This is a genomic window from Pedobacter jamesrossensis, assembly GCF_042650905.1.
Classification (GTDB): domain Bacteria; phylum Bacteroidota; class Bacteroidia; order Sphingobacteriales; family Sphingobacteriaceae; genus Pedobacter; species Pedobacter jamesrossensis.
In genome coordinates this window covers 35,039-55,131 of record NZ_JBHSBY010000145.1, presented here as the reverse complement: position 1 = coordinate 55,131, position 20,093 = coordinate 35,039, and the positions used below count along the sequence as shown (strand labels likewise).

The 20,093-nt window shown below is 35.5% G+C and carries 16 protein-coding genes; 9 read left to right on the top strand and 7 right to left on the bottom strand.

Annotation, left to right across the window (positions count from 1 at the left end):
• Positions 1-188 precede the first annotated feature (188 nt).
• Positions 189-1,637, top strand: coding sequence for a M20/M25/M40 family metallo-hydrolase (locus tag ACFOUY_RS20125; RefSeq protein ID WP_378963080.1), 1,449 nt, complete (start codon positions 189-191; stop codon positions 1,635-1,637).
• Between the two features lie 72 nt (positions 1,638-1,709).
• Here ACFOUY_RS20125 and ACFOUY_RS20120 read toward each other — a convergent pair whose 3' ends face one another.
• Positions 1,710-2,138 carry a CBS domain-containing protein gene (locus ACFOUY_RS20120; RefSeq protein ID WP_378963079.1) on the bottom strand — a complete coding sequence of 143 codons (429 nt, stop codon included), beginning with the start codon at positions 2,136-2,138 and terminating at the stop codon, positions 1,710-1,712.
• 177 nt (positions 2,139-2,315) lie between these two features.
• Between ACFOUY_RS20120 and ACFOUY_RS20115 the strand changes: the two genes are divergently transcribed.
• The 3 genes from ACFOUY_RS20115 to ACFOUY_RS20105 all read left to right on the top strand — a co-directional run bounded on the left by ACFOUY_RS20115 (position 2,316) and on the right by ACFOUY_RS20105 (position 4,475).
• Positions 2,316-2,483 carry a hypothetical protein gene (locus tag ACFOUY_RS20115; protein ID WP_378963078.1) on the top strand — a complete coding sequence of 56 codons (168 nt, stop codon included), beginning with the start codon at positions 2,316-2,318 and terminating at the stop codon, positions 2,481-2,483.
• Between the two features lie 112 nt (positions 2,484-2,595).
• Positions 2,596-3,912, top strand: a complete 1,317-nt coding sequence (ahcY, locus tag ACFOUY_RS20110; RefSeq protein WP_378963077.1) for an adenosylhomocysteinase — start codon at positions 2,596-2,598, stop codon at positions 3,910-3,912.
• Between the two features lie 221 nt (positions 3,913-4,133).
• Complete coding sequence (locus ACFOUY_RS20105; RefSeq protein ID WP_378963076.1) at positions 4,134-4,475, top strand: DUF6370 family protein; 342 nt, start codon at positions 4,134-4,136, stop codon at positions 4,473-4,475.
• A 174-nt stretch (positions 4,476-4,649) separates the two neighbouring features.
• Here ACFOUY_RS20105 and ACFOUY_RS20100 read toward each other — a convergent pair whose 3' ends face one another.
• The 3 genes from ACFOUY_RS20100 to ACFOUY_RS20090 form a co-directional block, all read right to left on the bottom strand.
• On the bottom strand, positions 4,650-5,630 hold the full coding sequence (locus ACFOUY_RS20100; RefSeq protein ID WP_378963075.1) for a polysaccharide deacetylase family protein: 981 nt from the start codon (positions 5,628-5,630) through the stop codon (positions 4,650-4,652).
• A 176-nt stretch (positions 5,631-5,806) separates the two neighbouring features.
• Complete coding sequence (locus ACFOUY_RS20095) at positions 5,807-6,187, bottom strand: GtrA family protein (RefSeq protein WP_378963073.1); 381 nt, start codon at positions 6,185-6,187, stop codon at positions 5,807-5,809.
• Positions 6,188-6,189: 2 nt separating this feature from the next.
• On the bottom strand, positions 6,190-7,830 hold the full coding sequence (locus ACFOUY_RS20090) for an ArnT family glycosyltransferase (RefSeq protein ID WP_378963071.1): 1,641 nt from the start codon (positions 7,828-7,830) through the stop codon (positions 6,190-6,192).
• Between the two features lie 84 nt (positions 7,831-7,914).
• Between ACFOUY_RS20090 and ACFOUY_RS20085 the strand changes: the two genes are divergently transcribed.
• The 3 genes from ACFOUY_RS20085 to ACFOUY_RS20075 all read left to right on the top strand — a co-directional run bounded on the left by ACFOUY_RS20085 (position 7,915) and on the right by ACFOUY_RS20075 (position 10,291).
• A complete protein-coding gene (locus ACFOUY_RS20085; protein ID WP_378963070.1) occupies positions 7,915-8,631 on the top strand; it encodes a pyridoxine 5'-phosphate synthase in 717 nt (238 codons plus the stop codon).
• A 97-nt stretch (positions 8,632-8,728) separates the two neighbouring features.
• Positions 8,729-9,625, top strand: a complete 897-nt coding sequence (locus tag ACFOUY_RS20080; RefSeq protein WP_378963069.1) for an EamA family transporter — start codon at positions 8,729-8,731, stop codon at positions 9,623-9,625.
• A 102-nt stretch (positions 9,626-9,727) separates the two neighbouring features.
• Positions 9,728-10,291 carry a hypothetical protein gene (locus ACFOUY_RS20075; RefSeq protein ID WP_378963068.1) on the top strand — a complete coding sequence of 188 codons (564 nt, stop codon included), beginning with the start codon at positions 9,728-9,730 and terminating at the stop codon, positions 10,289-10,291.
• A 36-nt stretch (positions 10,292-10,327) separates the two neighbouring features.
• Here the strand turns inward: ACFOUY_RS20075 and ACFOUY_RS20070 are convergent, their stop codons facing one another.
• Complete coding sequence (locus ACFOUY_RS20070; protein WP_378963067.1) at positions 10,328-11,296, bottom strand: hypothetical protein; 969 nt, start codon at positions 11,294-11,296, stop codon at positions 10,328-10,330.
• A gap of 177 nt (positions 11,297-11,473) precedes the next feature.
• Between ACFOUY_RS20070 and gcvP the strand changes: the two genes are divergently transcribed.
• Both gcvP and ACFOUY_RS20060 read left to right on the top strand, forming a co-directional pair.
• Positions 11,474-14,350 carry an aminomethyl-transferring glycine dehydrogenase gene (gcvP, locus tag ACFOUY_RS20065; protein ID WP_378963066.1) on the top strand — a complete coding sequence of 959 codons (2,877 nt, stop codon included), beginning with the start codon at positions 11,474-11,476 and terminating at the stop codon, positions 14,348-14,350.
• Positions 14,351-14,840: 490 nt separating this feature from the next.
• A complete protein-coding gene (locus ACFOUY_RS20060) occupies positions 14,841-18,683 on the top strand; it encodes a TIM-barrel domain-containing protein (RefSeq protein ID WP_378963065.1) in 3,843 nt (1,280 codons plus the stop codon).
• Between the two features lie 331 nt (positions 18,684-19,014).
• On the opposite strand, the gene ACFOUY_RS20055 is transcribed toward ACFOUY_RS20060, so the two are convergent.
• Together ACFOUY_RS20055 and ACFOUY_RS20050 are read right to left on the bottom strand one after the other, a co-directional pair.
• Complete coding sequence (locus ACFOUY_RS20055; RefSeq protein WP_378963064.1) at positions 19,015-19,374, bottom strand: VOC family protein; 360 nt, start codon at positions 19,372-19,374, stop codon at positions 19,015-19,017.
• A complete protein-coding gene (locus ACFOUY_RS20050; RefSeq protein ID WP_378963063.1) occupies positions 19,371-19,802 on the bottom strand; it encodes a GNAT family N-acetyltransferase in 432 nt (143 codons plus the stop codon). The genes ACFOUY_RS20055 and ACFOUY_RS20050 overlap by 4 nt, the downstream gene beginning before the upstream one ends.
• Positions 19,803-20,093: the final 291 nt, after the last annotated feature.

Here is a 20,093-nt window from a genome sequence, read left to right as displayed (position 1 = left end):
CTGCTCTTTTCTCTCCAATTCCCGAAGAAAAATCGGGATATTTCCGTTTCTATCAGGTTTAATTTACTCAAAACTGTAATTCTTCGCTTCAGTTGCAAAATCCCTGCAAAGCAAAATAAACGTTACAGCCCATTGTGTTGCTTAATATTTTGTATTTTCATCCGATAAATCAACAAACCAATCATTTTATGAAATATCTTTTTTCTGCTGCAATTATTTTTGCTGCATCTTTAGCTAGTGCACAAGATAAATTTGCCGATGTATTTACTAAAATTAATACTGATGTTCAGCAAAATTCAAAAGCATATCAAACCCTTAAATACGAAACTGAAACTATTGGCCACCGTTTAACAGGTTCTGCCAATGGTGCTAAAGCAGAACAATATGCATTCGATTTATTAAAATCTTATGGTTGCGATGTTAAGTTTCAACCCTTCGAAGTAGAAAGCTGGAACAGAAAAACTATTAATGTAGAAATTGGTGCTGATAAAAATAGCCTTGCAAAGACGAAGGCTGTAACGTTGGCACATTCTCCCGTTAGTGCAGATATTACTGGCGATATTGTCGATGCCGGAAACGGATTAGAAGTAGATTACCAAGCCAATCCTGATAAGTTTAAAGGTAAAATTGCATTGATTTATTTAGGCGTTTTGCCTGGTTCTGCAGCAGGAACAAAATCATTACACCGTTCTGAAAAAACAGCAATTGCAACTAAATACGGTGCAAGTGGTGTAATTATCATCAATACAGTGAAAAACGGCGTTTTATTAACTGGTACGGCTTCAGTTACAGGTAAGCTAATTCCAATTCCTGCAATTTGCATTGGTTTGGAAGACGGAATGGCGTTAAAAGAAAAATTAAAAACGCAGCCACAAGTTGCACATATTGCGATGACTAATTTTTCGGGTTTAATTAAAGCCAGAAACGTGGTTGCAACTTTTAAAGGAACGGAAATGCCAAAAGATAAAATTGTTGTCGGCGGCCATTTAGATAGCTGGGATTTAGCAACTGGCGCAATAGATAATGGTATTGGTTCTTTTGCTATTATGGATATGGCTCGTACTTTTAAGAAACTGAATTTGAAAACCAAACGAACCGTAGAGTTTGTGTTGTTTATGGGCGAGGAGCAAGGGTTATTGGGCTCAAAAGCTTATGTAGAACAAGCTAAAAAAGCTGGTAATTTAGGACAGGTTAAATTTATGCTTAACTATGATATGACTAATGACCCGAAAGGTTTCTCTACATCAAGAGCAGAAATGAAAGAATTATTTACGGCCTGGGGTGCAGATATTGTAAAAATAGATACTGGCTTTAAAAACTTATTCAATGCTGGCGCAGGCTTACATAGCGATCATCAACCATTTATGTTGGAAGGTATTCCAACTGGCGGTGGAGCAGGTGGTAAATTGCCAAATAACTCTGGCCCATTCTATCATTCTGATGGCGATGGTTTTAAATTGGTAGATGAGCAAGGTTTAAAAAATACCGTTCGTTATAGCGCAATGCTAACTTATGCTTTAGCAAATACGCCAAAAATTCCAGTGGGTGTGCAAAACGAAGAAGAATTAAAAACGTTCTTAGAGTCTCAAAATTTAAAAGAACCACTAACCATTGCTGGTGAGTGGAGATGGAAGTAATTAAGTGTTAATTATTTAATAATGAAAAGGGCAATCAATGATTATAAGATTGCCCTTTTTTATGAAATAGATTTATCCACTAATGTAGCTCTCTAACTGTGAAATAGTTTGTTTCTGGTCGGCGATAATAAATTTCACTAAATCTCCAATAGAAATCATCCCTCTTACCTCAGCATCCACAACTATAGGTAAATGACGAATATGTTTGTCTGTCATAATTTCCATGCACTTATCAATTGTATCTGATAAAGTTATACTTATAGGATTAGCGGTCATGGCCTCTTTAATTAAAGTATCTTTTGATGATTTGCCTTGTAGGATAATTTTCCTGGCATAATCCCTTTCTGTAAAAATCCCTAACAATTTCGATTTTTCCATCACCAATAAAGCGCTTATATTTTTTTCGGTCATTACTTTTAGCGCGTCTAAAACAGAGGAGTTTTCTGTAACAGAAATTATTCTCACTTCTTTGGTATCAAGTAATTGTTTTACAGTTTTCATATTAGTTTAATTTGGTTACGTTAATTTATGAAATAATAACCTGTAAATCAATTTTTTATTTAATTGATAATTTTTAAATTATTAGGGCGATTTCACCGTAAATTAAGGCTCATTTACCTTTACAAAAAGGGTGATTTTACCTTAGAATGGTTTTACGATAGGTTTTAAATTTGATTTATGAACAATCAACCAGATGAAGCCGGAAAAACGCTAATCGTTATGTTAGCTTTTATTTTTGTAATAAGTATTGTAAGTTCTTTAATGTTACGAAATCAGGCACCGCTTACTCAAAAGGAGAAAATTGCAATTTGCCCTACTTGCGATTTAATTTCTTATCAGCAGTAATTAATTTAAAACCTAATATATTTTACAATCTACAAACCTCCTTGCTCTTTTAATTATTTGGGTTTGACAAAGCTATGTGGTAACTTTGCACTACATTTAAAAACAAGAAATTATGTCATCAGTAGAGACAACTTACGTTCCTTACAAAGTTAAGGACATTTCACTGGCAGAATGGGGCCGTAAAGAAATCGAATTAGCCGAAGCAGAAATGCCAGGTTTAATGAGCTTACGTGAAGAATTCGGTCCTTCGCAGCCCTTAAAAGGTGCTCGTATTGCAGGCTGTCTGCATATGACCATCCAAACGGCTGTTTTAATTGAAACTTTGGTGGCTTTAGGCGCTGAAGTTACCTGGTCATCTTGTAATATTTTCTCAACTCAAGATCATGCTGCTGCTGCAATTGCTGCTGCTGGTATTCAGGTTTACGCTTGGAAAGGCTTAAATGAAGAAGAATTTGACTGGTGTATTGAGCAAACTTTACATTTCGGTCCAGAGCAAGAACCATTAAATATGATTTTGGACGATGGTGGTGATTTAACCAACATGGTTTTTGATAAATATCCTGAGTTAATTGCTGCAATTAAAGGTTTATCAGAAGAAACTACAACTGGTGTTCACCGTTTGTACGAACGTATGAAAAACGGCACTTTGCACTTACCTGCAATTAACGTTAACGATTCGGTAACTAAATCTAAATTTGATAACAAATACGGCTGTCGCGAATCATTAGTGGATGCAATTCGTCGTGCAACTGATGTGATGATGGCTGGTAAAGTAGCTGTTGTTTGTGGTTATGGCGATGTTGGTAAGGGTTCTGCAGAATCATTAAGCTCACAAGGCGTTCGTGTAATTGTTACTGAAATTGACCCAATTTGTGCTTTACAAGCTGCAATGGAAGGTTATGAAGTTAAAAAATTCGCTACAGCTGTTAAAGAAGCAGATATAATTGTGACAACAACTGGTAACCGCGATATTGTTCGTGGCGAGCATTTCTTAGCTATGAAAGATAAAGCTATCGTTTGTAACATCGGTCACTTCGATAACGAAATCGATGTTGCTTGGTTAAACGAAAAATACGGTTCAACTAAAGTAGAAATCAAACCTCAGGTAGATAAATATACTATCGAAGGTAAAGATATTATCTTACTGGCTGAAGGCCGTTTGGTTAACTTAGGTTGCGCAACTGGTCACCCAAGTTTCGTAATGAGTAACTCTTTCACCAACCAGACTTTAGCACAATTAGAGCTTTGGATGAACACAGATAAATACGAAAACAAAGTTTACGTTTTACCTAAGTATTTAGATGAGAAAGTGGCTCGTTTACACTTGGCTAAAATTGGTGTAGAATTAGATGTTTTAGACCAACACCAGGCTGATTATATCGGTGTACCAGTAGAAGGTCCATTCAAATCTGACGAGTATCGTTACTAATTTAGTTATCAGTTAACTAAAACCAATTATACGAAAGGGATGTGCAAATTGCATATCCCTTTTTTATTTCCCACCATTAAAGGGGTGGTTATTTGCCATGTATGAACATTCAAGCTTATGTTTTCTTCAATTGCTTATGTGGTAATATAATTTTTAGAAAAAGGTCGTTTAGTAGCTCTTTTGCTACTTAAGATCTATATTTATAGAAAAAATAAAGGCCTATGAAAAACTTATTCTTTGTACTATTGATTACTATAATTGGCTTTAGTGCAAGTGCACAAACTACACCTAAAAACTCTTCATCGGCAAAAGTTATTACAAAGCAAACTGTAGAAATCGCGTGTGGCGAATGTCAGTTTAAAATGAAAGGTAAAGATTGTGACCTGGCTGTAAAAATTGATGGTAAACCATATTTCGTTGATGGAAAAAGCATCGATGATTTTGGCGATGCACATGGTGAACACGGTTTTTGTAATGCAGTTAGTAAAGCAGAAGTTACCGGAGAAATTGTAAATAATCGTTTTAAAGCAAAAGAAATAAAATTATTGCCAACTAAGAAGTAATTTAACCGCAAAGGGCGCAAAGTTTATCGCAAAGAAATGCAAAGCTAATCTTATATTCTTGCTGCTTTATGCACCTTACTTATTTGTTCTTAAATATCTTATATGGTTTAAAATTGGCGACTAACTTAACTTGTTTCTTCGACTTTTACTTTGCATTCTTGGCGGTTAAAAAAACTACTCAAACTCTTTTTCCAAGCCCTGCCTTAAATCAAAAAGCAGCCATTGTTTATTTGTAACATCTTTTTGCTTCAACTTCAATAGCTGGATAAAATCTTTCACGCCAATTTCTTCGTTACCATTGCCGCGAATGAGTACGATACTACCTGCGTTTGGTTTTTGTCCTTTAGCCAACCAAGCATCACTTCCGATAGGAATTAATCCATATTCTTCAATTTTCTGAACGATTGTTTTATCAGAAACTAAACCTGGAAATCGAAAGAAAACCGAAGGTATTAAACCATATTTAAGCATCAGTTTTTCGTTTTCTAAAACTTCAATATCTAAATGGGTTCCGGGAGAAAGCAAAAAATTTTCGGCTAATGGCAAGCTGTTCACCTCGTGATTGTATGAGTGGTTTATCCATGTAATATCTAATTCTTTCTTATCTACTAAGCTCTTCAACCAGTTCAAATCGTCTAAATGTTTTAACATCCATTTACCAGAAACAGAAACTGCCAGAGGAGCAGGCTGCTCTATCTTCTTAAATTCATCAAAAACAGATTGAAAAATAACTCTATCTAATGGTTTGTGCGACGGACAAAGGTCAATTGTTAAAGTAATTCCTTTTTCATATGGAATTGAATGGTCTATTCCGGCATTTTGTAGTTGTAAATCTTTATCAGCAGCTTCTTGTAAAGATTTTACATAAGCAGAATTTTTAAAAATTGATAATATGTTAGCATAAGCTAAACCGCTTAATGAATAGTTACTGGCTAAATCTATTTTTGTATCTAAAGTTTGCGGATTAACCAACAGCAAAAACTTCTGATTGTTATTTACGAAACTCCTCACCGTAATTAGCTTCTCATTAGATTTAGTTGCGACACCGAAATTTACCTTATATCGTTTGATAGATTCGAAGTTTTGTGCAAAAAGGTTTATTGGAAATAAATAAACTAGTAAAATTGACGAACGTAGTGCTTTAGATAAATTCATGTTTCGTTATTTAAAACCTTTCTAATTTAATTCAAATATTTTATCTTTACCATACAACACCATGAATAAAGAAAATGTAAAATTATGGTTTAAGCGGGTTGGATTAGTAGGGTTTTTGTTCTTCCTGATTAAAGGATTGGTTTGGCTTGTGGTTTTCTATTTTATTGGCAAAAACGTTACTTAAAAGTAAACATCATATTGGCCAAAAAATTCCATACAAATACAATTACGATTGCAAAGAATTTAGCCAGGTAAAAGTTTGTGCCATTTTTCCTTTGGTGAAAAAGGTAAATTATAAAAGTATTTAAACCTAAGCCAATTAAACTTACCACCAAGAATTTTCCAAACTCTGTTCCCCAATGTACGTTGGTACTCTCGAAAGTCCAAACGCGATTAATTAGATAATTATTGGTTACAGCCAATGTAAAACCGATGGCGTTGGCAATGTATTTATTCACTTTTATTTTTTCTTTGAAAAGCCAGGTTGCACCAAAATCTATTGCCATTCCAAGCAAGCCAGTTAATCCAAATTTTATAATGCGAAAAAATAAATCCATTCTTAATGCAATTTAACCAAATAAAAATGTTCTAAAACCTGATTGCGTGTTTTGGCATTTAAAAATTTACCTGTTAATTTTGTGATGTGAAAATATTCAAACGATTTTAAAACTTCTGCATTGTATTCACCCTGTAATTTTGGTAATTCTGATTCAGGAACGTAAATAATTAAATTTTGTATGTTTTTGATTTTATCCAAATCATCATAACTGTAGAGATATTTCACTTCGCCAGGAGCATAAAAATCAAAAGAGAAAGCATCAATATAATTTAAAACCGCAGGTTTGGCTGTAGGATAATTTTTCTTTAGCCATTCGCCAGCCTCACTGCCAGATTGGTATTTCATTAAAGCCGGATAAAAGAAAATAAATAAGAAAAGCATTAATCCGACAGATGTAAATGCACTTCTGGCGATAATGGTTTCGACTTTTATTCCTTTAAATAATAAGAATGAAGCTGCCATAATCACAATTAGAATTCCAATAATTAAATATGGGTTTTCGAAACCATAGAAAAGGCTTAATGCAGAAAGTAAAGCAAAAACTAAAATCAATAATCCGTTTTGTACAGTAAAGAAAATTTTCAAGCCTTTACCTTCCAACTTTTTTAAATATAAAGCTGTAATAATAGAAAATTGCGGAAAAACTATTAAAATGTAATGAGGTAGTTGAAATTTAGAAAGAGAGAAGATTAAAAAAGTGACAGCAGCACTTGCCCAAATCATAATGCTTTCAGGAGCTAAATCGGCTCTGTTTTTCTTTTTGAAAAGATTAATTGCCGCTGTATAAAATAATATAGACCAAGGCAAGAACGCCCAAAGTGTAGTGTGTAAAAAGAATGAAATATCGCCTTTGCCTTTAATTGGTCCGTTGTTAAAAAAGCGACCAAACTGGCTATCCCAAAAGAAAAATTTTAATCCCGAAACTCCAGTTCTGTTGAATACGATTTTTTCTGGATGTAAATCAAATTGGGTGTAAAGTGAATAAAGTTCTGGTGTAATGAAAATGAAAATTAGTACAATAGCTATCCACCATTTTGCTTGCCATAACTGTTTGTATTGTTTTGTAAATAACCAGTAAATTATAAAGCCTGCAAATACAGGAATCAGCACGAAAATTCCCTTAATTAATATCGCACAGGCCGCAAAAAATGAACCAGCAACAATGTGCCAAAATGAACCTTCGTGTGCTTTGTAATAATGATAAATAGAAGCAAGTGTAAACGTTGTAATGTAAATTTCGGCTCGAACATCGAAATTAGACGTGATAATGTGAAGCGCACTCAAAAATATAACTGAAGATATAAAGCCGATTTTTTCGTCATAAATATCTTTTGCAAGTTTGTATAGGTAAAATGCACCTAACATTCCAGCTAAAAAGTTAGGCAATTTATAAGCAAATGCAGAAACTCCTAATATTTTAAAAGATATTGCAGATAACCAGAAAGTTAAATGTGGCTTGTCTAACCAATCTGCTCCGCGACCATAAAGATTAAACCAATCTTTAAGTAAAATAATGTTTTTCGACATTGACGCATACAATGCGCCATCAGGTTCCATCACGCCGCCAAATAATGCAGGAATACTTGTCAGAACAAGTAAAACGATAAGGAATTTATATAATGTTGTGTCCTTTAAATTCATCTTGATTTGAACAAATATGAGCAAAAAAAAGTCAAATTTCTTTAAGGTTTCCTATTAACAAAGGCAAAGCCTTATCTTTGAAGCATGACAAAGTTATCGGTTAACATCAATAAAATAGCTACGATTCGTAATAGTCGAGGTGGTAATAATCCTGATTTAGTTAAGGTTGCATTAGATTGTGAGCGTTTCGGTGCGCAAGGAATTACCGTGCATCCTCGCCCTGATGAACGCCATATTCGTTATCAGGATGTTTACGATTTGAAAGCCGTTATTGCAACTGAATTTAACATTGAAGGCAATTGCCGGGAAGATAAATTTGTTGATTTAGTTTTAGCTAGCAAACCTGCACAGGTTACTTTGGTGCCCGATGCCGAAGGTCAAATCACTTCAAACCACGGTTGGGATACCATAGAACATAAAGATTATTTAAAAGAAATGGTTGCTGTTTTTCAGAAAGAAGGCATTCGTGTTTCCATTTTCGTAGATCCACTTGTAGAAATGGTTGAGGGGGCAGCAGAAACAGGAACAGATAGAATTGAATTATATACCGAGGCTTATGCCTATAATTATTTTGCAGATAGAGAGAAAGCAATAGTAAGTTATATTGCTGCCGCTCATCATGCTAATTCTTTAGGTTTAGGGATAAATGCTGGTCATGATTTGGATTTGCACAATCTTCATTATTTTGCTCAAAGTATTCCTGGTTTATTAGAAGTTTCTATTGGTCATGCCTTAATTAGCGATGCGCTTTATTTGGGTTTAGAAACAACTGTTCAAAAATATTTACAACAATTAGCGTAAAGGATAAAGCCGAAAGACTAAAGCTGAAAGCACAATCAAATGTCGCATTTGCCTTGTCGGCATGTCATGATACTAAATACTCCATACTAGCAAAATTATGTTAAAAGGAATTCTCCTTGTCTTTTTTGGTGCCTGTAGTTTTGGTATCTTATCTACATTTGTAAAACTAGCATATCACGAAGGTTATACTTTAGGCGATGTAACAGGTGCTCAAGCTTTTTTCGGAGCTGTAATTTTATGGATTTTGTTTTTCTTTCAGAGCAAAACATCAAAATATAAAGCCAAAGAAATTAAATTAATTACCCCTTGGTGGAAAATGGTTTTGGCTGGAACCTGTACCGGATTGGTAAGTCTTTTTTACTATCAATGCGTTAAGCTCGTTCCCAATTCTGTTGCCATTATTTTGCTGATGCAATTTATCTGGATGAGTATTCTGCTTGAATTTTTAATTTTTAAAAAGAAGCCTTCAAGTTTACAATTCGTTGCGATATTGTTGGTTCTGGGCGGGACAGTTTTGGCTAGTGGAATGGTTGAAACTAGTATCGAAAGTTTAAACCTAATTGGAATTGGTTTCGGTTTATCGGCCGCTATCTCTTACGCTGGTTTTCTTATGTTAAGCGGGAGAATTGGAAACGAATACCCAGCATTAAAGAAAAGTGCACTAATGATAACCGGAGCCTGTATTTTAATCTTCCTGATTTTTCCGCCAGTGTTTTTATTTAATGGTGCACTCAGCGGAACTTTATTAAAATGGGGATTGATTATTGCCGTTTTCGGAACGGTAATTCCGCCATTATTTTATGCCGAAGGTGTGCCGAAAATTGGTACTGCATTAAGTTCGATTTTAAGCGCTGCCGAATTACCCGTTGCGGTAATGATGGCTGGTTTTGTTTTAAACGAGCAAGTTTCATTCTTGCGCTGGGTTGGTGTAGCTGTAATTTTGTCGGCAATGGTTTTGCCTAATTTGAAGTATTTGAAGAAAGGTGAAGGGTAAAAGGTTTGAGGTAAATGGTTTTATATTGCGAAAAACTTTCAGACTTCTAACCTCCGACTTATAAAAAAAATAAATACCTTTAAAAAGCATAAATTATCAAACATGAAAAAATTTACTATCTATATTCTATCAGTTATTGTTATCGGCTTTGCCGGATGTAAAACCAAAACTACTATTAATCAGGAAGAAGCAGGTTCGGTTATTATTGATTATTTGAAAGCCAATCCTGAGTATAAGACTACGCATTTTAAATTTGGTGAAATTAAATTTAGCAGCAAAAGTGATAAAGCTGATTTAGTAAAATATAAGGCATTGGCAGGAAAGGGTCTTGTTTCTCTAACTCTAAAGGAAGCAAATAAGAAATTCTTATCAAGCGATAGTAGTTTCGTTTATCAGATTACCTTGACCGAGCAAGCGAGTCCTTTAGTTTTAAAACAAGACAATGATAAAGCAACGGTTAAAGTTGTTCAATATGTTCTTTCTGATGAAAAACCAGTTGATTTTTCTCAGGTAAATTCGAGTACGGCTAAAGTTACCGTGTCGCTAAAAAAAGTAAATACCGATTTTGCTCCATTTGATAAAGATGCTGGTGAAAACAGCAACTTTATTACCAAAACGTATAAACTTAAGTTGAGTAAAGATGAGGGCTGGAAAGTGCAGAATTAAGTTTTATGCTAAAAGGATTTGACTTAATTATTTAAATTAACCTTTCCTTTGCAGGAACCAGGTTTTAAACTTCTTAAATAAATCTACTTTTTTAGGTTTGGGTTTTCCATCATGTGTTAAATCATTATCATAATGGTTTTGCAATTCTTTTGCGTAATTCTTTTCAGCTTTGTTGCCAGATTTTAATTCTTCGATAAAACGAACTGAATTATAGTTTAGTGTACTGTTAAATGAAACAGCAAAGTATTCGCTACGCTTATTTGGTTTTTTGTTTGAATTAAGCTCCGCAGACCCATTTTCTGAAAAGTAATCTACATGTTGTATCAAAGGATTTAACTTTTTTAAACGTTTGGTTCCTTTTCTTTCATTGCGCCACGGATGTTCTTTTTTATAGAGTTGAGCCAATAAAAAATCTTTTTTCCAAAGCGTAACCTGATGCGACATTAAAAATTGTGAAGCTTTGTTATCAATTTCAGCAATATTAAAACCCTCGATAAAGGTGTCAGTTTGTTTAGTTTTATAAACATCAGAACTATGAAGTTTTATTTGCTGACAATTATTTTGCTTTGCAAAATCAAATAATTGGCTTAAAAAAGTTGGGTTTACTGGTTTGCTCAACCACATGTCTTCCTGAAAATAGAGAACATAGTCTTCATCAATACCTCTTAGTAATGTTGCAAGCCTGTCTGCCCATTCGCCCTTACCAGATTTAATATTTGTAAAGCCATTTAGTTCTGCATCCTTAACTTCGGTAGCAAAATAATAATTGCAAGGAACAGTAAAATCCCAGTTTTTGGAAAAGAAAGAATCGAAACCCCTGTAAAGAAATTCATAGCGATCGCAGGCATGAACTAACAGAGCAACATTATTTTTAGGCTTCGACATAAATAGGCAAATCGTGTAATTAATATTTTCCAAAGCTACTAAAAACGTAAAGGTTTTTTTCGTTGCAGTTTCTTTGGCTTTCCAAACCCATAGCAGTTTAAAAAACTTTAATAATGGCATAGCCCCTGCTTTTCAAATTAAAAAAAATCTGTCAAACATTTGCCTTCTGTTCCATTATAAAATCCATCTATTTAGTCGCGTTTTCGATGTAAATAAGACACCTTTTTTACACTGGCATTTAGTAAAATACAGCTTCAAATTCCCTACCTTTGCAGCAAATTTATTATTCACATCCGCATGAGCTTAAATATCCATTACAAGGAAGATTTTCAAAACCGTCATATTGCACCAAATGAGGCAGATACAGCCGAAATGTTGGAAGCTGTTGGCGTAAATTCTATTGATGAGCTGATTGAACAAACCGTTCCCGCAGCAATTAGGTTAAAACAACCTTTAAATTTGCCAGCAGCGAAATCAGAAACTGAATATCTTGGTGCTTTAAAACAAACTTCATTGTTGAATAAAGTTTTTAAAAGCTTTATTGGTCAGGGTTATTACGATACCATTACGCCTGGAGTAATTTTGCGTAACGTGTTCGAAAACCCAGGATGGTACACACAATATACACCGTATCAAGCAGAAATTGCGCAAGGTCGTTTACAGGCTTTGTTAAATTTCCAAACCATGGTTATCGATTTAACCGGGATGGAAATTGCCAATGCATCACTTTTAGATGAAGGTACAGCTGCGGCTGAGGCGATGTTTATGCAATACAGTACACGTAAAAATCAAGCTGCGAAAAAATACTTTGTTTCGGAACTGGTTTTTGCTCAAACGATAGATATTTTAAAAACCCGTGCAAATCCTTATGGAATTGAATTGGTTATTGGCAATCATTTGGATTTTGTTGCAACAGAAGATTTCTTTGGTGCAATTGTTCAATATCCTGCTGGTAATGGCGAAGTTTTCGATTATAAAAACTTTGCATCAGAATTACACAATCAAAATATTAAATTAACAGTTGCTGCAGATATCTTAAGCTTAACCTTGTTAACGCCTCCAGGCGAATGGGGAGCTGATATCGTTGTAGGTACAACACAACGTTTCGGTATTCCGATGGGTTTTGGTGGCCCTCACGCTGCATTTTTTGCCACTAAAGACGAGTATAAGCGCTCAATACCAGGTCGTATTATCGGTGTAACCATTGATAGCCATGGCGATTACGCTTTACGCATGGCTTTGCAAACCCGCGAACAGCACATCCGTAGAGATAAAGCAACATCAAACATTTGTACTGCACAAGCATTATTGGCTATTATGGCTGGTTTTTATGCAGCTTATCATGGTCCAAAAGGTTTGAAAGCTATTGCAGAACGTACTCACGGTTTGGCGATTAGTTTGGCATCTACACTTAAAGCTTTAGGTTACGAGCAATTAAATTCAGCATATTTCGATACCATTCGTTTCGATTTAGGTGATTTAAAAGGTGGTATTCACTCAGGTTGTTTAGATAACGAAATCAATTTAAACTACGTTGGTAACGTTGCAACAATTTCAATTGATGAAACTACCACTTTCGAAGATATTACGCTAATCGCAAAAATTTTCGCTAAAGTTAAAGCCGTTGCTGCAGACCAGGTTGAAGTTGTAGAAAATGTAAAAACGGTTATTCCAGCAGAATTACAACGTACTTCAGCATATTTAACACACCCAATTTTTAACTCGCACCATTCAGAACACGAAATGTTGCGTTACATCAAATCGTTAGAAGCAAAAGATTTATCGCTTTGCCACTCGATGATTGCTTTGGGTAGCTGTACAATGAAATTAAATGCAACGGCAGAAATGATTCCAGTTACCTGGTCTCACTTTGGTCGCGTTCACCCATTCGCTCCAGCCGACCAAGTGTTAGGTTACTATTCGGTTTTTAACGAATTGGATAAGTGGTTAAGCGAAATTACAGGCTTTGCCGCCATGAGTTTACAACCAAACGCTGGTGCTCAAGGCGAATATGCTGGTTTAATGGTTATCCGTGCATATCACCAGGATAGAGGCGATTTCCACCGTAACGTAGCGTTAATTCCTGCATCGGCTCACGGTACAAACCCTGCTTCTGCAGCAATGGCCGATATGAAGATTGTTGTTGTTAAATCTTTAGAAAATGGTAACATCGATGTTGAAGATTTAAAAGCAAAGGCAGAACTACATAAAGAAAATTTATCTTGTTTGATGGTAACTTATCCGTCAACTCATGGTGTATTCGAAGAAAGTATTATCGAAATTTGCGAAACTATTCACGCCAACGGTGGACAAGTTTACATGGATGGAGCAAATATGAATGCTCAGGTTGGTTTAACAAGTCCGGCTAATATTGGTGCCGATGTTTGCCACTTAAACTTACACAAAACGTTCTGTATTCCTCACGGTGGTGGTGGTCCTGGTATGGGCCCAATCGGTGTTGCAAAACATTTGGTTCCATATCTTCCTGGTCATGCGGTGGTTGATATCGATAAAGGAAAATCTATTTCTGCGGTTTCTTCTGCGCCTTGGGGTTCAGCATCAATTTTAATTATTTCTCACGCATATATTGCCATGATGGGTGCCGATGGATTAACCAACGCAACCAAATACGCAATTTTAAACGCTAACTATATGAAAGCTCGTTTAGAGCAACATTACCCAGTGCTTTATTCAGGTGCTCAGGGTCGTTGTGCACACGAGATGATTTTAGATTGCCGCTCGTTCAAAGCTTTCGGAATCGAAGTTACTGATATCGCGAAGCGTTTAATGGATTATGGTTTCCACGCACCAACGGTTTCATTCCCGGTTGCGGGTACTTTAATGGTTGAGCCTACAGAATCTGAGCCTAAACACGAGTTAGACCGTTTTTGTGATGCCTTAATCGCCATTAAAAACGAAATTACTGAAGTAGAAAATGGTATTTTAGATAAAGTTGATAATCCGTTGAAAAATGCACCTCACACGGTTTCGGTAATTACCGCGAACGAATGGGATCATGCTTATAGCCGTCAGACAGCTGCGTTTCCACTTCCTTATGTGTTAGAGCGTAAATTCTGGCCATCAGTTGGTCGTGTTAACGATAGCCATGGCGATAGGTCGTTAATTTGTGCTTGTCCGCCAGTTGAGAGTTATTTAGAAGAAATAGTACCTTAAAAGTTTAAGGGTAGAAAGGTAGAGGGTTTAAGATTTTCCTTTCCATAGCCATTACCAGTTCCGTCATTGCGAGGGGGCACTACGAAGCAATCTATTTAGATAAATCATCTAAACGCCTTGGTTCGTGTCCTCACGAACAAATCGTCTGCAAGTTTTTGAATTCATTTTCATAAAGCTTGCAGATTTTTTTTTAGGAATGAATGTCAGTTTTTTAATACGGAGTTACAGTCCCGCCATTCATTTCAATATTCAGAGTTGCTGCAATTTTAAATTATTTCCGTTACTGTCGGGTTTATCAACAACGTTTATTCGCTAAAAACTTCCAAAATTCCGTGCGTTACGCAAACGTTTTCGTATCATTCTCTTTACCAAGCTTTATTGCAGGTGCTTTTAGTAATTTTATCAAAAGCCAAATAGGTAATTAAAAACTTCATTTTTAATATAACAGAACGCTTTTTAAATTTAACTAACATCAACCAAAACAAAAATAATGATGAATTTATTTTTAAAACTTCAACAAAAACAAAAGTCGCTACTTTTCATTTTCTTTGTTTTTTTTGTGTCGTACACCAACGCTCAAAACCAGCAAAAAGATAAAGAAACGGTTAAAATTGTGAGTGCGAAAAAAATAAATTCGACTACAATTGAAGTTTTATACGCCAACAATGAAAAACTAATTTTCGATTTTTATGGTGACAATATTTTTCGTTTATTTCAAGATAATGCAGGCGGTATTCTCCGCGACCCAATAGCAAAACCCGCTGCGAAAATTTTGGTCGATAATCCAAGAAAAGCCATTCAAAATCTTTCGTTTACCGATGCTAACAATCAAATTTCGATTGCAACCAGCCAGGTTAACGTGGTAATGGATAAAAATACAGCTTTACTGAAAGTCACCAATCAAAAAACTAAGGCAAACGTTTTAGAATTATTAAAACCAATTGAATTTGAAAAAAATGCAGTGGTTTTAACCTTAAAAGAAAATCCAGAGGAATATTTTTATGGTGGTGGCGTTCAAAATGGGCGTTTTTCGCATAAGGGAAAAGCTATCGCCATCGAAAATCAAAACAGCTGGACAGATGGAGGTGTAGCCTCACCAAACCCATATTATTGGTCAACTGGTGGTTATGGAGTGATGTTTTATACTTTTAAAAAGGGGAAGTATGATTTCGGCGCCAAAGAAAAAGGCATTGTAAAATTGAGCCATGAAACCAATTACCTCGATTTATTTGTAATGGTTAACGATGGTGCCGTTCCATTGCTGAACGATTTTTATCAGCTTATCGGTAACCCTGTTTTGTTGCCGAAATTTGGCTTTTATCAAGGTCACTTAAACGCCTACAACCGCGATTTTTGGAAAGCAGATTCTACAGGAATTCTTTTCGAAGACGGAAAAAAATATAAGGAAAGCCAGAAAGATAATGGCGGAGTAAAAGAATCGCTAAACGGAGAAAAGAATAATTATCAGTTCTCTGCCCGTGCTGTTATCGACAGATATAAAACACATGATATGCCTTTGGGTTGGATTTTGCCAAATGATGGTTATGGCGCTGGTTACGGCCAAACCGGAAACTTGGATGGGAACATCAAAAATCTTAAAGATTTCGGCGATTACGCCAGAAAAAATGGCGTAGAAATCGGTTTATGGACACAGTCTGATTTGCATCCAAAACCAGAGGTAAGTCCGCTTTTGCAAAGAGATATTATTAAAGAAGTAAAAGATGCAGGCGTGCGAGTGCTTAAAACCGATGTGGCTTGGGTTGGTGCAGGTTATTCTTTTGGCTTAAATGGCGTGGCCGATGTTGGTAAAATAATGCCCGATTATGGCAAAAATAGCAGACCATTTATTATTTCGTTAGATGGTTGGGCAGGAACGCAGCGTTATGCAACCATTTGGAGTGGCGACCAAACCGGTGGTGTTTGGGAATATATCCGTTTCCATATTCCAACTTATATTGGTTCAGGTTTATCAGGTCAACCCAATATTACTTCTGATATGGATGGTATTTTTGGCGGCAAAAATCTAGCGGTTAATGTTAGAGATTTTCAATGGAAAACCTTTACGCCAATGCAGTTAAATATGGATGGTTGGGGTTCGAACGAAAAATATCCGCATGCTTTAGGCAAATCTACAACTTCGATTAACCGTACGTATTTAAAACTGAAATCAGAACTGATGCCTTATACTTACAGCATCGCAAAGCAAGCAATAAATGGTTTGCCAATGATAAGAGCAATGTTTTTATCATATCCAAATGCCTACACACAAGGTAAAGCTACACAGTACCAGTTTTTATACGGGCCGTCGTTCTTAGTGGCACCCATTTATCAAGCCACCAAGGCCGATGAAAAAGGAAACGACATTCGTGATGGGATATATTTGCCAGATGGAATTTGGATTGACTATTTCACGGGTGAAAAATACGAGGGTAACAGAATCATCAATAACTTCGATGCTCCAGTTTGGAAACTGCCTGTTTTTGTTAAAAACGGAGCGATTATTCCAATGGCAAATCCGAATAATAACGTATCCGAAATCAATAACAAATTACGCCGCTACGAACTTTATCCGGCAGGAAAAACTGCTTTTACCGAATATGACGATGATGGTAAAACGGAAGCTTATAAGTTAGGGAAAGGTGCTTCTACTTTAATAGAAAGCGAAGTTGAAAACAAAAAAGTAGTATTAACTATAAAAACTACGCAAGGCGATTTTGAAGGTTTCGTAAAAGAAAAAGCAACAGAATTAAGAATAAATGTAACCGAAAAACCTAAATCTATTGTTGCTAAAGTTGGAAAGCAAAGAGTTAAACTTAATGAGGTCAATTCGTTAGCTGATTTCTCAAAATCAGACAATGTTTATTTTTATAATGCTGCTCCTAATCTAAATCAATTTGCTACAAAAGGTAGCGATTTCGAAAAAGTGGCAATGATTAAAAACCCGCAGTTGTGGGTTAAGTTGGCTGCAACAGATATTACATTGAACGAAATTTCGGTAGAAATCGAGGGTTTTGTTTTTAACCCCTTAGATAAACAAATCGTAAAAACGGGTGCTTTGTCTGCGCCACAGCAAGCGAATGTGAGCCCTAAAAATAGCTATGCCTTTAGTTTAAAACCAAGTTGGAGTAAAATAGATAATGCCGATTTTTATGAAATTGCTTTTGAAAACATGACTTACAGCACCATTAAAGATACCACACTTCTTTTCGAGGGTTTAAATCCGGAAACTGATTATGCTTTTAAAATACGTGCTGTAAATAAAGATGGAAATTCGAGTTGGGAATCGTTTTCTGCAAAAACAAAACCTAACCCGTTACAATTTGCCATTAAAGGTATTGTTGGCGAAACAACAGCCAAAAACCAAGGTGGCGAGGGAATTGAAAATCTTTTCGATTTTGATGAAAGTAACATGTGGCATACCGCATGGGGAGCAAAAGCAGTTCCTTTCGATTTGGTGCTGGATTTGAAATCGGTAAATCAATTAGAGAAATTTAGTTACGTGCCACGCTCGGGTAGAGGTAATGGCCTTTTGTTAAAAGGTACCGTTTACTACAGCAGCAATAAAGAAACCTGGACAACTGCCGGAACTTTTGAATGGAAGAGCAATGGCGATGTTAAAACCTTTGCCTTTGCCGATCAACCTAATGCGAGGTATATTAAATTTGTGATAACGGATGCCATTGGTGGTTTCGGTTCGGGTAGAGAATTGTACGTTTTTAAAGTGCCTGGTACCGAAGGTTACCTGCCTGGCGATATCAATAACGACCGTTTAATTGATAAAAATGATTTAACATCATACACAAATTATACTGGTTTGAAAAAAGGTGATGCCGATTTTGAGGGCTACATCAGCAATGGCGATATCAACAAAAATAACATGATTGATGCTTACGATATTTCGCTAGTAGCTACTCAATTAGATGGTGGCGTAGAAAATAAAAAGGCCGATAACGTTTCGGGTAAAATTGAAATTACAGCTTCGAAAAAGGCATACAACAAAGGCGAAACAGTAGAAATTATCGTGAAAGGAAATAATTTACGTTCGGTTAATGCTTTGGGTTTTGCCTTGCCGTATAACTCGCAAGATTACGAATTTGAAAGTATAAAAACCATCGGCACCAAGGCAATGGAAAACCTAACGAACGATAGGTTACACACCGATGGTACTAAGGTGCTTTATCCTACTTTTGTTAACATTGGCGAAAGGGAAACCCTAAACGGAACGCAACAATTGTTTATCATAAAACTGAAAACCAAACGAAATATTAAGTTCGAGCTTAAAGCTGTTGATGGTTTGTTGGTTGATAAGAAATTGAATTCGGTTAAGTTTTAGGTTTTAAAAAAGCCGTCATTTCGCTGCGCTACAGTAGAAATGACAGCGTTAGATTTTTATTTTTTGGAAATAAAAAGCTTCAATCTTTTAAAAAAACCTGTTATTCTCAGGAACGAATAATATGTTTCGTTGGCTGCAGATGCTGTCAAGAAAAGTTGAGTAAACTTTTCCTATCATCTACGTATTTTAACAATAGAAGACATTTAAAAAAATGTAAGCTCAAATGTTCTTACATTTCTTAAATGGTTAATTTTTATTAGCGCAAAGTTATACGTATTGAATTTTATAAAATAAACAGTGTTTCGCCATTTAAAAACTTACCGGTGTATCGCTATTTAAACGTTCCAAAATGCCACAAATTCCCAGCCGGGTCGTGTAAGAAACATTCGCTTCCCCAATCTTCGTGTCTGATTGGGCTTAGTTTAACATTATATTTAGCTGGTAAATCTAAAGCTGCAAGTTCATTGTAAAAGCGATTTACATCATCAACTTCCATAAAAATCATGGTGTTTTCGATCCAATCTTTTACGTAGGCGTTCTGCAAATAAAAGGCCATATTACCACTTTTAAAAACTGACATTTGATCGCCTAAAGTAGTTTCTTCGAAGCCTAAGTCGCTGTAAAAACTTCTCGAAATTTCAAAGTCTTTTGCGCCAATAAATGGTCTTATTGATTTTGCGTTGTGTTTCATTTTATTAGTTTTTTAGATAAATAAATTCGTTTGTGACCTACAGGGAAATTATTTATCTCTCCAATGGGCTCATAGCCATTTTTAAGATAAAATTCTTGAGCTTGAAAATCGAATGTATCGAGCATCGAAATTGTTGCTCCTTTTTTTATGGCAAGATTCTCTACGTGTTTTAATAGTTTTGTTCCAATACCTGTTTTACGATAATCTTCTTTAACCCAGAGGATTTTTATTTCAAGTCCATTCCAATAACCAATTCCAGCTAATATTCCTCCAATTTCAACACCATTGTTATTCTTTATTATAAAATCTAATGCTGTCCATATTTCACTTAAAGCAGCTACTTGGCTTAGATTATAATCGTTAATTCCATCAATTATAGTTTTTGAAGTTTCTTTATTGGCTGGTTCGATTGCAAATTTATTAAGCATTGTGATTTTTTGAAATGAATGATAATTGATGTTCAAATATATAAAGAAGATGAAAAGGTCGATAGTCAAATTTTTTATTTAGGCTGTGGGTTTTGGCGACCTTCAAATAGTATTACAGAATTTTCCGGCCTAAACGGGATTGAAATGATATCCTTTTTGTTGTAGGTACTTCGACAGGCTTATTAGCATTACAATACCAAAAAGATTTAATGTAAAGCCCGACTACCTTAAATCTGATTAGTGATATGCTTTTCTGATTATTTCTATTCAAATTAAACCTTTTGTATAATA